The organism is Flavisolibacter tropicus (assembly GCF_001644645.1).
GTDB classification, from domain to species: Bacteria; Bacteroidota; Bacteroidia; order Chitinophagales; family Chitinophagaceae; genus Flavisolibacter; species Flavisolibacter tropicus.
In genome coordinates, this window is the sequence record NZ_CP011390.1 from 2,124,989 (window position 1) to 2,139,100 (window position 14,112).

At 39.4% G+C, this 14,112-nt stretch carries 15 protein-coding genes; 9 read left to right on the forward strand and 6 right to left on the reverse strand.

The genetic code is table 11. From position 1 onward, the window contains the following. Positions 1–22: 22 nt before the first annotated feature. Both pdeM and SY85_RS08920 read left to right on the forward strand, forming a co-directional pair. A complete protein-coding gene (pdeM, locus tag SY85_RS08915) occupies positions 23–670 on the forward strand; it encodes a ligase-associated DNA damage response endonuclease PdeM (RefSeq protein WP_066409521.1) in 648 nt (215 codons plus the stop codon). Positions 671–677: 7 nt separating this feature from the next. Then, positions 678–1,592, forward strand: a complete 915-nt coding sequence (locus SY85_RS08920) for a histone deacetylase family protein (protein ID WP_066403694.1) — start codon at positions 678–680, stop codon at positions 1,590–1,592. On the opposite strand, the gene SY85_RS08925 is transcribed toward SY85_RS08920, so the two are convergent. Together SY85_RS08925 and SY85_RS08930 are read right to left on the reverse strand one after the other, a co-directional pair. Next, positions 1,589–4,102 carry a DUF5916 domain-containing protein gene (locus SY85_RS08925; protein WP_082886343.1) on the reverse strand — a complete coding sequence of 838 codons (2,514 nt, stop codon included), beginning with the start codon at positions 4,100–4,102 and terminating at the stop codon, positions 1,589–1,591. The two genes, SY85_RS08920 and SY85_RS08925, sit on opposite strands and share 4 nt — an antisense overlap. A 78-nt stretch (positions 4,103–4,180) precedes the next feature. After that, a complete protein-coding gene (locus SY85_RS08930; protein WP_066403704.1) occupies positions 4,181–4,930 on the reverse strand; it encodes an XRE family transcriptional regulator in 750 nt (249 codons plus the stop codon). Between the two features lie 112 nt (positions 4,931–5,042). Between SY85_RS08930 and surE the strand changes: the two genes are divergently transcribed. The 3 genes from surE (at position 5,043) to lpxB (ending at position 7,313) form a co-directional block, all read left to right on the forward strand. Continuing rightward, the gene (gene surE, locus SY85_RS08935) at positions 5,043–5,834 is read left to right on the forward strand and encodes a 5'/3'-nucleotidase SurE (RefSeq protein ID WP_066403707.1); all 792 of its coding nucleotides are present in this window, start codon (positions 5,043–5,045) and stop codon (positions 5,832–5,834) included. Next, positions 5,797–6,111: a hypothetical protein gene (locus tag SY85_RS08940; protein ID WP_066403708.1), complete on the forward strand. Its 315-nt coding sequence runs from the start codon at positions 5,797–5,799 to the stop codon at positions 6,109–6,111. Before surE ends, SY85_RS08940 begins: the two co-directional genes overlap by 38 nt. An 86-nt stretch (positions 6,112–6,197) precedes the next feature. Next, positions 6,198–7,313, forward strand: coding sequence for a lipid-A-disaccharide synthase (gene lpxB, locus SY85_RS08945; RefSeq protein ID WP_066403710.1), 1,116 nt, complete (start codon positions 6,198–6,200; stop codon positions 7,311–7,313). Here lpxB and SY85_RS26165 read toward each other — a convergent pair. From SY85_RS26165 to SY85_RS08955, 3 genes are all read right to left on the reverse strand, one after another. After that, positions 7,303–7,470 carry a DUF6728 family protein gene (locus SY85_RS26165; protein ID WP_335583201.1) on the reverse strand — a complete coding sequence of 56 codons (168 nt, stop codon included), beginning with the start codon at positions 7,468–7,470 and terminating at the stop codon, positions 7,303–7,305. The two genes, lpxB and SY85_RS26165, sit on opposite strands and share 11 nt — an antisense overlap. A 52-nt stretch (positions 7,471–7,522) precedes the next feature. After that, on the reverse strand, positions 7,523–7,726 hold the full coding sequence (locus SY85_RS08950) for a hypothetical protein (RefSeq protein WP_148661141.1): 204 nt from the start codon (positions 7,724–7,726) through the stop codon (positions 7,523–7,525). Between the two features lie 161 nt (positions 7,727–7,887). After that, positions 7,888–8,742 (reverse strand): FRG domain-containing protein, encoded by an 855-nt coding sequence (locus tag SY85_RS08955; RefSeq protein ID WP_066403713.1) that lies wholly within the window; start codon positions 8,740–8,742, stop codon positions 7,888–7,890. 541 nt (positions 8,743–9,283) lie between these two features. On the opposite strand from SY85_RS08955, the gene SY85_RS08960 reads away from it, so the two are divergent. The 4 genes from SY85_RS08960 to SY85_RS08975 all read left to right on the forward strand — a co-directional run bounded on the left by SY85_RS08960 (position 9,284) and on the right by SY85_RS08975 (position 13,143). Further along, positions 9,284–10,345, forward strand: a complete 1,062-nt coding sequence (locus tag SY85_RS08960) for a sensor histidine kinase (protein WP_066403715.1) — start codon at positions 9,284–9,286, stop codon at positions 10,343–10,345. Between the two features lie 163 nt (positions 10,346–10,508). Further along, positions 10,509–11,441 carry a sensor histidine kinase gene (locus SY85_RS08965; protein WP_066403718.1) on the forward strand — a complete coding sequence of 311 codons (933 nt, stop codon included), beginning with the start codon at positions 10,509–10,511 and terminating at the stop codon, positions 11,439–11,441. 11 nt (positions 11,442–11,452) lie between these two features. Continuing rightward, complete coding sequence (locus SY85_RS08970; protein ID WP_066403720.1) at positions 11,453–12,232, forward strand: LytR/AlgR family response regulator transcription factor; 780 nt, start codon at positions 11,453–11,455, stop codon at positions 12,230–12,232. A gap of 389 nt (positions 12,233–12,621) precedes the next feature. Next, positions 12,622–13,143 (forward strand): hypothetical protein, encoded by a 522-nt coding sequence (locus SY85_RS08975; RefSeq protein WP_066403722.1) that lies wholly within the window; start codon positions 12,622–12,624, stop codon positions 13,141–13,143. Positions 13,144–13,447: 304 nt separating this feature from the next. Here the strand turns inward: SY85_RS08975 and SY85_RS08980 are convergent, their stop codons facing one another. Then, positions 13,448–14,110: an outer membrane beta-barrel protein gene (locus SY85_RS08980; protein WP_066403723.1), complete on the reverse strand. Its 663-nt coding sequence runs from the start codon at positions 14,108–14,110 to the stop codon at positions 13,448–13,450. Positions 14,111–14,112: the final 2 nt, after the last annotated feature.

Here is a 14,112-nt window from a genome sequence, read left to right on the forward strand (position 1 = left end):
GGGCGTAAATTTGCAGCCGTACATGCAGCCACCTCTTTTGCATAAAATCAATGGCCATCACTTTTGGCTTTCCTCTGAGAAAATACTTTTCTGGGAAGAAGAAAAAGCATTAGTCTTATCTGATTTACATTTAGGCAAGAGCGGGCATTTTCGCAAAGCGGGCATACCTATTCCACAAGGAGTGATGAAGGAAGATATGCAGCGACTGATGCATCTCATTCAATATTTCCATCCCACACAACTGATTGTTGTAGGTGATTTTTTTCATAGCACCAATAACTTAGAGCTTGATTTATTCAAGCGTTGGCGAAATGACATTTCTGATGTAACCATTAAGTTGATAAGAGGCAATCATGATATATTACAAGACCAATGGTATAGTGATGCAGGTGTGGATGTTATTGAAAAAGATCTTTACTTACACAACTTCTGTTTTACACACGATAACAATGACATACACCCTGAGAACTATACGTTTACAGGACATTTACATCCTGGAGTAGTTATTAATGGACTAGGGAAACAATCTCTACGTTTTCCCTGTTTTTACTTTACTTCAACCTATTGCATATTACCCGCTTTTGGTAAGTTTACTGGGTTAGCCAGCATTCAACCTTCTCGAAAAGATGACGTGTATGCTATTGTAGAAAAATCATTGATAAAACTCTAACGTACTAATGGCATTATTGCATATAGCTTACCACCCTATTTACGCTCATCCTTTACCAGAAGGTCACCGCTTTCCTATGCTTAAGTACGAGTTAATACCCGGGCAATTATTATATGAAGGCACTATATCGCAAAACAATCTATTTGCTCCAATCCCTTGTGATGATACGATTATTCGATGGACACATACAGAAGAATATATAAACAAATTAAAGCACCAAACACTTTCTACTTCAGAACAACGACGCATTGGCTTTCCTCAATCTCCACAGCTTACGGAGCGGGAATGGGTGATTACTCAAGGCACTATAGATTGTTGTTATTTTGCTATAGATGCGGGTGTAGCCATGAATGTAGCAGGTGGCACACATCATGCTTTTGCTGATAAAGGAGAAGGATTCTGCTTGTTGAACGACTTTGCTGTAACCGCTAATTTTTTATTGAAAAAGAACTTAGCCAAGAAGATTGTTATTATTGACCTTGATGTACACCAGGGCAATGGAACAGCCAAACTATTTGAAAACAACCAGAATGTATTTACGCTAAGCATTCACGGACGTCACAACTATCCTTTTCACAAAGAAAAGAGCGATTGGGATATTGCACTGGAAGATGGAACTGACACTAAAACTTACATGGATATTTTACATCATGCTTTACCCAAAGTATTAAATGAACAAAAGCCTGATTTTGCACTTTACTTATCAGGTGTAGACATTTTAGAGACCGATAAGTTTGGCAAATTAAAGGTCACAACCGCAGGATGCCAGCAAAGGGATGCCTTTGTTTTTGAGCAATTGAAACAGCGAGGTATTCCCTGTGTTGTAGCTATGGGCGGAGGCTACTCACCAGATGTAAAAGTGATTGTAGAAGCCCATTGCAACACCTTTCGTACAGCAAAGGACATTTATCACCTTCATTAATGCTTGCGGCGTAATTGATTATAGTCCAGGAAATAAATGAACCGTAACGTCACCTCGTTACCATGTGATACATTAAAGGACTGGTTGAAATTTTTAAAGTAATTGTTGTACCGTTGGCCATCTATATCTTCTCCACCCAACCAGTTTTTCCAACCAGCAATAATGCGGCTACCTAAGCGAAAGTCCCAAGTAAAGAAAGCATCTAGGTTATAGAGGTTAAAGTTTTGATCTTGCCCATTAATGAACGCACGGGGTATTTGTTGCCCTTTAGCATCCACATTGTAAAAGCTCAAATAGTTTACCTTGCTCCAATAATGACGAGAGCGTACAGAAAGGTTCATGCGTGAGGTAAAATTGTATGTACCAGTAAACACAGTTGTAACATCTTTATAATCGCGATAACCTACGATTGGAGCGCCATTGCTTTCACGTAAAAAAGCATAGCCAATTTGAAGATTGTCGTGTTGTCTATCAACATCTGCACTTAACGTAAACTTATCGCTAAAACGATACCGTAAACCAACTTGTGTTTTAAAATAAGGCTTGTATACAGAAGCTCCTTCTGCAAAAACAAATTCATAATTTACAAACCATCGCTTACGGCTATCTGTACTTCCGCTGGCAACCGTATAAAATGCCCAAGGTTTTTTCAGGCGATAGCCATTTGTTTGCAGCTCAAACAGTGATGTTTCTCCTTCTGGTTGTAAAACAGCAGATGCACTTAAATCCCAAAAATTCTTGAACAGCCAAAAGCCTCTAGCTGAAATTTCCGCATAGGAAAACAAATTAGGTTTATAATAGGCTATACGGTTGTAGTTTAAACTGTAGCTATAATTGAGTAAGTGGCGTTTGGGAGCAAACTCACTATACGAAACTGATGCTTGTGCAACTACTTCATTGGGCGCCTGTAAATAGCCCAAGTCATTCGGATCATATTTATCCGATTCTACACCTACAGAAGCGCTGTAGCGGAACTTGCCTCCTACTTTAGCTGCACGCAGCGTACCAGAAAAACCATCGTAAGGATTCAGATATCGGCGGCCATTTATAGTAGTCGTATCCGTGTTTAAGAAATAGGCACTACTGTAGGGTGTATAACCAAATATCTTACTATAACGCAGTGTACCTGTTAGTGCATGCCTATTATTTTTAGTGTATAGTGCCCAATCAAAGGCAGATACGTTAGCATCGCGTGCAGCGCCATTGCGTATTACGTTGGTATTAGTAAATGTAACAGAAGATCGGCCTTTCAACGCTTGATCCAGGACAACGATGTTATAATTGGAAAGCGGCTCTGTTTGGATGGATGTATCACTGTTTGACGCCAACTCATGGACCCGCGCATGCATAGGTGCTGCTACTGCGTTAAATACACCAACACCCAACTTCTTTTCTGTACGGCCGGATAGTTTAACCGCATTGTACAACTGAGTTAATGTTGGATTTTTTTTGATTGCATATGCCTCAGGATCACCATAATAGCTTTCTATCTTGCTGTAGCCAGAAGGACGTGCACCAATGCGCCTTGAATAGAATAAACCGGACTTATTAAACAGTTCAGTACCCTCTGTAAAGAAGGGACGATTTTCCTGGAAGCGTTGCTCAAAAGGTGTCAGATTATTTATAACATTATCAGAAACTACTTGTCCGAAATCCGGAATCAATGTAGCATCCAGTGTAAAACTTTCATTGATGCCCCATTTCACATCTGCGCCTCCGCTACGCAGCCATTCTGCATTTTTCTTAGAACCTGATTCATTAAAGCGAACGCCGCTGGATACATATGGTGAAAAGCTTAAACGTAAAGGAGGTTGTATTTCTTTTAGATCAACCAATTTCCCAAACTGATTTACAAAGCCATTCACTTTTGGATCAACCGCATTCCAAAACGCTGTTTCATTATTACGGCGCGAAAAGCGCAAGAACTGTACGCCCCATGTTTGCACCTCTTTTTTAGCAAAGCGCAATGAGATATAAGGAATACGCATTTCTACAAACCAGCCTTTATCGCCTATGGTGGTTTTACTCTCCCATACAGCATCCCAGGATTTATCACCAAAGTTGCCAAAGCTACCTGTGCTACTGGGCGTTACTTTAGCATCTGTTTGCACATTAGCACTAGTAACCAAAAACTGAAACCCATTTTGGTGGTCGTTATAGGTATCAAAAAAGACGGAGAAATAATCTACATCTTGTTGTTGCTCACCATCGCGGGAGGTCAGCTGTTTACGAATTAAAGCCGGGTTATCTTGTAAAAAAGCACCAACGTAAATAGCATCATTATCATATAGTAGGCGTACTTCAGTTTGATTAGTAAGCGGTGCATTATATGTAGGATAATTCTGCACAAAATGTGAAGCCACAGGTGCACTATTCCAAGCCTCGTCATCTAGCCGGCCATCTATTTTAGGGGCAGCAGCTATTTTCAGGGCGGATGTATTTTTTGTTTGCGCAAATCCATATGACACAGATATAAGCAATATGGTTAGCGTAAGCAGTCTTAAAGTCATTCAAGCAGTATTGGAAGCATTAAATATAAAAAAAACGGCTTCTGAAACCAGAAGCCGTTGCCAATTTATTTTTGAAACTTAGTTCATTTTTTTCTTTAAAACGCTTACTTGTTGCTGTAAGTTGGTTACAAGGTTCGCCAATTGGCCAACATCCCAACGCTGTTGTGTATTAGCCTTGGTCAGGATCATTTGCGCTTGCCATACTTCCAAAATATCTTCTGAATTAACTGAGTAAGGCTGGTAGGCCGGATTATCACTTACCAACATATATTTAGCTTTTGAGCGATTATTCCGCATCATCCGCTTATAAACAATTCCCTCTGTTTTTGAAACAACTATATAAGTATTGTTATTCTTTACATCATCCAGGTTTTCTACGCGCTCCCCTACAATCACAGATCCGCTGGGTGTTGGCATCATGGAGTCGCCTACAATTTCAAATGCCCGATAATCACCACCACCAAGCATGGGAAGAGTGAATGTGTTCAATTCGTCAACAAACTCTGGGTCGGCAAAACCTGCCAGATAACCGGCCGCTGCCTTTACTGGCACGAACGGAATATCGGCACGCCCAGCTGCCAGCTTCTGTGATCGGCGTTTTGAGATATAACTGCCTTTACTTTCGCTAATATCTTTACGAAGTAATTCATCCAATGTAAGTTTGAACATATCTGCAACAGCTTCTAAGACATCCATACGAGGGTCGGCACGTTCTTCTTCATATGCTCCCAACAATGAACGTTTAATGCGCAGTTTGTTAGCAAATTCTTCTTGTGTCCAGCCGCGCAACTTCCGCAGATACTTCATGTTTTTATTGGCAATTGACATAGCGCTAATTTATTTAGCCGCAAAATACTAATTTATTTAGATATACAACACATCTTTTATAAGGCATAAAAAATGCAGTTATATTGCAAACAGATTGATAAACGATTTGAGTATGGCAGAAAAGAAAGAGCCCGTAATATTAGTAACCAACGATGACGGAATAACCGCACCTGGCATTCGTAATTTAGTTGAAGCCGTTAGAGATTTAGGGAAAGTAGTAGTGGTGGCTCCAGACAAACCGCAATCGGGTATGGGACATGCCATTACTATTGGACTGCCACTACGATTACATAAGGTAAACTTTTTTGAAGGTATAGAAGCTTATCAGTGTACAGGCACTCCAGTGGACTGTGTGAAGCTGGCTGTAGATAAAATCTTACATCAAAAGCCAGATATCTGCATAAGCGGTATAAACCATGGCGCCAACCATAGTATTAATGTTATTTATTCTGGTACAATGTCCGCTGCGGTAGAAGCAGCCATTGAAAGCATTCCATCGATCGGGTTTTCATTGTTGGACTATAGCCTGGAAGCTGACTTTTCTGCGGCACGAAAATATGCTCGCCTGATTGTAGAACAAATGCTGCAAACAAATGTTGATAAGCATACTGTTTTGAATGTCAACTTCCCTATTGGTAAGCCTGAAGAAATTAAAGGTGTGAAGATCTGCCGACAGGCTTATGCTAAATATGAAGAAGACTTTTTAGAAAGAGAGGATCCTCATGGCCGCAAGTATTATTGGCTTACCGGCGAGTTTGTTAACTTCGACGAAGGAACCGATACCGATGTATGGGCACTAGCTAATAATTATGTAAGCCTGGTACCTGTACAATTTGATCTTACCCACTATAAACTAAAAGAGAAACTTGAAAAAGACTGGAACTTTCTTTCTGGCAAAGGATAAGCTACCACTAGGCATCATTCTGGCCCTACTGGTACCATTTGCTGTTTTTCTATTTATTTATTTTTTACGCTTTTCCTATTACGACTTTACCGAGTTTTTAGGAGTGGTGAAAACAGAAAGCCGCCTACTTACCTTTTTAGCCGCGTGGTGCTTAGTAGCTAACATTGGCTTATTTACCATTTACATAAACAGTGGCAAATACCAAACTGCCAAAGGTGTATTTGGCATCACTGTATTTTATGGTATCGTTTTCCTTTTACTTAAAATGATCCTTTAATACCAACATTGATACTACCAGATTTGATCTAATTTGTTTAGGGCAATGGTAACTTTATAGAGAACATTCAACTATCGACCAGCAGTATGAAATACTATATTATAGCCGGTGAAGCATCGGGCGATTTGCATGGCAGCAACTTAATCAAAGAGCTTCGAAAACTGGATAAGGCGGCTAATATTCGTGCCTGGGGTGGTGATCTGATGCAACTAGCAGGTGGTGCTGTAGTAAAACACTACCGCGACCTTGCCTTTATGGGATTTATAGAGGTAGTTAAAAACCTTCCTACCATTATGCAGAACCTGAAGTTCTGCAAACAAGATGTACTGGCCTTTAGGCCCGATGTACTGATATTAATTGACTATCCTGGGTTCAACCTGCGCATTGCCAAATGGGCTAAGGAACAAGGCTTTAAAGTAATTTATTACATTTCGCCGCAAGTATGGGCCTGGAAAGAAAGCCGCGTAAAACTGATCCGGAATGTAGTAGATAAGATGCTGGTGATCTTGCCCTTTGAACGTGAGTTCTATGAAACCAAGTGGGACTATAAAGTGGAATATGTAGGGCATCCGTTAGTACAAGTGGTTAATGAGTACCGGGACGCACACAAAAATGAGCTTTCGTATACTAAACCGGTAATTGCTATTTTACCAGGAAGTCGTAAACAAGAGCTTGCAGCCAAACTACCCATCATGCTGGAAGCCACGAAATCCTTTCCTGAATATCAATTTGTAGTAGCAAAGGCAACTTCCCTGGACGACAGTTATTACCAGCCGTTTTTAGCCAATTATCCAGAAGTAAAGAGTGTAAAAAACAAAACCTACGCGCTATTGTCAATAGCTACGGCTGCTCTAGTAACTTCAGGCACAGCTACGCTGGAGACAGCCTTGTTTGGAGTACCGCAGGTTGTTTGCTACAAATCCTCTTCTATTTCTTATGAAATTGCAAAAAGGCTAATTACCATTAAATACATTTCTCTGGTAAACCTCATAATGAACAAGCCGGTAGTTACAGAACTGATACAACATGAGCTTACTGCTAACAACATTACCAAGGAACTAAATGCCTTATTACACAATAAGGACCGACAGCAACAAATTCAGCAAGATTACAAAAGCCTGATGTCACTATTACAACAGGGTGGCAATGCCTCTGAAAAAGCAGCACAACTCGTTGTCGACTTTATGCATGCTAATGCTTGAGAAAAAGCTTAAAGGCTAAGATTATCAACGCTAAAATAAAAAGAAAAATACTGATACGGTTAATACCGTGCATGTATTTGATCCACTGTGTTTTAGGCCGATTTGGATCGGGCTTGCTTAAATAGAGATACTCCGAAATTTGTTTCCAAACACCCATAAAAAAACCGTATTCTAAAGATACGGTTTGCGAAAATATTGTTCAATAGTATTTAAGGAGCAGGGGTACGACGTAAGTACACGCCTTTCTTTGCAGCACGACCTCTAACATTAAAACAATCAGGGGAAGGGATAGCAGCCGCCTGTGATTTAGAAGATCTTCTCTTCTGCTGCATTTCACCAGCTTTAAACCAACCGCCTGCAGGATGTGCAACAATTTCAAACTGTATTAATAACTTTTCAAAAAATGTTTTCATGGTAAGCATATTGTAGGTTATTGGACTTAAATTCATCCTTCAAGTTAAAAACAACTGCTTATTTCCTGCATTGCTTTCACGATTTCTTTACATAGGAAAACCCTTAGCAATTACAAGTATTGATGCTTGTCAATCCTCAAAAACCTATGATTTTATGCTAATTAAGGGATCAATCCCAAATGGCTTTTTTCCATTTTTTGAAGCTGCTCCGTTAACATTTCTTCACTGGATCGCATACTATTATAGCGCATACGCAATGACGCCGCATAACCATCCAGATCGGGAAACAAACTAGCCCGGTTCAAATTCATTTTAAGTAAATCGCGTAGCACCTCTTTTTGCAAAACGGTAGGCAACTCTAATTTAACTACAGCTTTTTCCATATCGTCTTTTAAGAACTCCAGCTGTTTCATAAACGGTTCATACGAATTGCCTGTACTTACAAAAATGGATTGTTGTAATGAATACCGCCGGTTCATTCGAAAAGGCTCAACCGGGAAAATCAAGCTCCTATTGTTTTGGAAAAAAATCTTTTCAAAAAGGATATCATTAATGCGATTTCCACTTTGCTCCAGCTCTACCGCAAATTGGCTCTGCAAAATCTCCAAAGCCCGCAAACGAATAAAGTTGGTATTAAACGCCCAAATGGACAGGTACCGGTCGATGTGCGGCAAACTAAGCTCAAAAGCAAAATAAGCAGCGATAAACGGCGATCTGCTAAAATCTAATAACCGGGTAGGCGCCCCATGATGTTGCATCAAGGCCAGCCATTCAATCAGGTGTTCTGGGGTTTGGTCTTTTTGTAAGTAATTTCTAGCACCGCGTTGAAATTCAGCCAGGAAGTCGGCCTCAATACCCTTATAAAGCTTGATAAAATCGGTCCGTTCAATAGCATTTTCCAAATGCCAATCTGCATTGGCTTGTCCACGATATGCCCAATTATCAGATAAGCCATCAACTGTTTGCTTAAAATCCGCCCATGTATTCAGCCTTAAGATTGTATAGCGTTTTGCCATACCTAGTTTCAATAAAAATTTACGCCAATTCACTTCAAAACCGGCAACTCCATTAAAAAGAAAATCAATTTATACCCTACAGTAGCCTAGAGAAACATAATATAACTATCCGCCCCTCAACCTGCAATATCTCGTATATAACCCGTATATAACCCGTATATATCTCGTATATATCTCGCCTCTATATAGAGGCGAGTTATATACAGGATAAATAGAAGTTAGATGGAAGAAATAGGGAGTAAACTGTACAATTAGGCGGGTTTAACCGCTACTCATCACTAGAAATAGAGGATCTACATATAACTATCAACTATGGATGACGTGTATTCACCCTCCATATTGACAGTTCATACGATAATTTAAAAGCAGGCTTAAGGCAAAAAGGATTGTTTATTAATTAGTTATACATATAAATATCATAGATGCTATATCATACTGCCCAATTAATTACTTATTTTTCACAATTCATCATACGATTTAAACAATCCATCAGACCTTTCTGACATTTTAGCGGCAAAAGAGCGTAATTTGAACTACTTATATGCATGCATTAAAGATCCAGATACCTAAGTATACCAGTAAGGATGGGATCATATTGCTATGCAGTATGCTTCCTTATTCCATACTTATCAACAGCCTTATTTTTAAGGAACGCTATTTTAATAGCCTCTGGTCTTTTACATCGGCAACCTTCTTAACCTTCATTATTATGGCGGGGGTATTTTTAGGATGCGGTTCGGTGGCTGTTTTTCTTCGCCAGCGCTTTTCTGATGAGAAGTTTTTAAACCTACGTCTATTCCTTACCATCACCATATTCATACTCACCTCTGCGGTAGTATTATCTCTTACCCTTAGGGCTTACGAGCTTTTCGGCTTTCTGGACTATAGTTTTACCGAGAAGGATTTCATCCAAAGCTTTGTTTGGCTAGCGGTATTGAATGTATTTCTCACCTTTTTAAATGAAGGGGTTTCCCGCTTTGAAAAATACAAAGCCACTTTAAAAGAAACAGAACAGTTAAAGAAGGAGTATCGGAAAAGCCAGTTGATGGGTTTAAAAAGCCAGGTAAATCCTCACTTTCTCTTTAACAGCCTCAATACCTTATCCAGCCTTATTTACGAAGATGAAGAAAAAGCTGAGCAGTTTTTAGATGAGCTAAGTAAGGTATACCGTTACCTGCTACGCAATGACGAGGACCAATTGGTATCGTTAGAAACAGAGCTGGCCTTTACCCACTCCTATCATTTTTTATTAAAAGCACGGTATGGCGATGGTTTCCATTTGGCTGTGGATGTACCTGAGTCAAAGAAAAAGCTGCTACTCCCACCTTTGACCTTACAAATGATCTTGGAGAACATTTTCAATTGTAACCGAATCAATAAGTCTACACCGCTTTTAATAAACATTAGCTATGTAGACAATCATTTGGAGATAAGAAATAGCATACAGCCAAAGCTAGGAAAGTATGACAGTGACCTGGGACTAGAAAGCTTAGCCAACCGGTTTTGGCTCCTATTCCAGAAATCTGTGAACATAAACACATTTGATAACACCCGGGTAATTTCATTGCCTTTGATATTAGACAAAGGAGTAACAGCACTATGAAGACAAGGCGAAAACCCAGCAAATCGGAATGGATCTGTTTATTAAGCGCTTTGCCCATTTTTGCGTTTGCGGTTAACTATGCCCTGTTTGGAGAAGGAAGCTGGAAAGATTCGCACGTGCTACTGTACTCCTACCCTGTAATCATTTTTATAACCATAGGGTTTTGGTTTTAGATATCATTATCATTCAACAATTACGCAAGCAATTGGCTGAAGTAAACCAAACAGGACTTCGTGTTGGTTTATTGTTCGCTGTACAGGCTGCTATAGCTTTTGTTACGCTGCTACTGTTTTTTTACGGGTACGATGCTATACATTTTTTAGGCTACCATTTCGATAGTGATCAATTCAGAACCACTACGTTCCTGGTAATAGCACTTTCCTTTATTGTTACCATTATTTCAGAATCAGAGTTTACACTGCAGCAATGGAAAAACAGTCTTGCCGAAAAAGAACAACTACAGCAATTAAGCCTGCAACAAGAGTTTGATTCATTAAAAAGCCAGGTAAATCCGCACTTTTTATTCAACTGCTTCAATACCCTATCCTCGCTTATTTCGGAAGATAAGGAAGCAGCTGAAACATTCTTAAATGAGCTAAGCAAGGTATACCGGTACCTATTGCGCAACAACAGAACCAGCATGACAACACTGGAAAATGAATTGCGTTTTATACAATCCTATTTCCAGTTACTGAAAACCCGCCATGGCGAGGAGGCACTGCAACTGCACATAGAGGTTGATAAGCGTTATGAGCAGTATGTGCTGCCCTCATCCAGCCTTCAACTATTAGTAGAAAATGCGGTCAAGCACAATATTGTCTCTAGAAGCAGCCCTTTAATTATTGATATATTTACGGCCGCTGGTAATATACTAGTAGTCAATAACAACTTGCAAACAAAGCAGTCTAAACCGATATCTACTAAGATTGGACTTGAAAATATCAGAACAAAATATGATCTTATCAACCAGTCGGGTTTCCAGGTTTTAGTGGATACAAAAAACTTTTCTGTTATTTTACCACTTATTTGGATCCCAATGATGGAGAATCATGTGCTGACTGTAAATGATAACAATTTTGGACCTAATTCCTTCTAAAACGCTCTTATATGAAAATTTTAATCGTAGAAGATGAAGAACTAGCAGTGAAAAAGCTAACCAAGACTATTAATTCTGTAGATGAGACCGCCGAGATCGTTGGAATTGCAGATAGTATCAGAAGCACAATTGATTGGTTAGAAAATCATCCCACGCCGGATCTTATCTTAATGGACATTGAACTAGCCGATGGCCAAAGCTTTGAAGTATTTAATCTGACCAAGGTAAAAAGCCCTGTAATCTTCACTACTTCTTACGACGAGTATGCATTGCAAGCATTTAAAGTAAACAGCATTGACTATTTATTAAAACCCGTACAGAAAGAAGACCTGGAAGCTGCATTGAATAAATACAAACAGCTTAAAAATATTTACAAGGAAGAAGACAAAAAGTCGGACCTGAGTATTGATCACCTGATCAAAGAACTACAGCAAAAACTGCAGCCTAAGGAGTACAGAAAGCGCTTCCTGGTAAAGCATGCACAAAAGCTGGTTTCTATAGACATTGATGAAATTGCCTACTTCTACAGCGATGGCAGGTTGAACTTCTTCAAAACAATAGACAATAAGAAGTTTGTAGTAGACTATACCATGGATGAATTAGAGGAGATGCTGGATCCGCAACGTTATTTCCGCATTAGCCGTTCGTTCTACATATCCATTGACAGTGTAGATCAAATACACGACTATTTTGGCAACCGCTTGCTATTACACTTAAAACCTGCAGTAGATAAAGAAGCCTTAGTGAGCCGTGAGAAAGTAACGGAGTTTAAAAAATGGATGGGTAAATAAGAACAGTTTATTTTCAATAAAGAAGGCGCTTAAATTTTAAGCGCCTTCTTCTATTAAACCCAAGCTAATTTATAAGGCTACTAAGCGGAGAGAGTGCATTTTCAAGACTTCAAAAACAGTAGCCTTTTAGTTAAAAATAATCGTATTGCAGGGAGACAACTGCACCCTCTATTCAGCTCATCCGACCTAACCTATCACCTGCAGATCATATAGCCGTTTTTTACAATCCATTACCTTCTTTAGCCTTTTCATTCCTGAATACCTACCCTAGGGATCATCTATTTAGCAAATTTGGTAAACAAAAGCAGGTTGTGCTAACGACAGCGTATTAAGCGCGTCAGCACAAAGCACATTTAATAAAACCTTGTTTTGTTAATAAACTAGCTATCATGAAAAATAAACCAAATCCCTTTTCCATAACGAGCCATATTATCGAAGAGCGACTTCAAAACATCGACAACGAGCTTAAGGTGCTAGACAGAAGTGCAGAGAAAAGCTTTTTGACGGTGTACAATCAAATTAAATACGCCATAAGAGCCATTGACAAGCAACATGCAAAAACAATGTCTGTAGTAATGTCGGCATTGGCAGAATATGAGCCAGGTGTAGTGCAGGCATTTGCGGACCACACGATTGTACATCAAATGCTTGGACAGAAGTTGCTTGAAAAAACAGAGGCTCTTTTATTACACAGTTCAGAGAAAGCTACTGCAACAGCAGCATTGATACATCAATTCAACAAGTACAGTACTGTTATACATGAAAATATAAATAGAGAAGAAGTAACGCTACGTCCATTGCTTTTACGTTATTATGATGAGCAAGAAATGGCACTTATGCAAGTGCAAATTGAGCAGGTGCTTTCTTCAAAAAATCTGCAGACATTAGTTCCTGAACCTATGGTGGCATAAAATACATAGTACACACCACAGCGCCCTGGGAATCACAGTGACACAGAGAACATTGAGGAGCACAAAAGATGGGTAGCTACAAAGACGTAAAATGGAGGGGGAAGAGATAAAAGAAAGGAAGAGAACCAAGAATTGGAGGGATACTAAATTAAATTAACTGGACATTAAAAATGTCCTTATAAACTAACAAAAACTTTCTGCGTATATAGCATCAAGTAGTAATACACGAAATTGTACATTCACAGAAAGCTTTTTTTATTAAAAACACTAAGGCCCCGCTTATGATTGCGGGGCCTTAGTGTTTTTAAAATCGGTAACCAACAAAGAGTTGGAAGAGGCCGTTTTTGAAATCAGTTGTTTGCGGGTTAAAGGGCAAAGGATTATAAGGAGTGGTAGATGTTGACTCATAGCGCTTATAAAGCTTACCTAAGCCCAAATTATAGCGACCACCAACAATAATACCTTTAAAGGGATACACTTCCAGTCCGCCTACAAAGCCGTAATCAAAGCGGTTCATTAAGCCGGTTAATGTAGTATCCTTTTGGGCACTCTCGCCACGCGACTTTAATAAGTAACCTACCTGACCACCAGCTTGCAGCTGTACTACTTTACCAATATTAAACGTGGTAAGATGCGGCATATATACATAGTCATTCAATACATCTGTGTTCTTGCCACCATCATCGAAGCTATAGCCCTGGCGCGAGAATACAATTTCCGTTCTGTATCCCATACCTGTTTTCTTCTTTGTTGGCGATAAAAAGATGGCTGCCATAAAACCTGTTTGGTTACCGGGTTTAAAACCATCTTCACTACCGGTTAAATAGGACCAGTTATAACCAACCTTTAGTCCTAGTTGTGTTTTAGGTTTGGCGCCTTTTACTAATTGTTCACTAATAGTAGTCTGTGCATTTGTGGCAAGACCGAACCAAGCCACCATGGCTGTTAGATAAAGTGCTTTCTTCATAA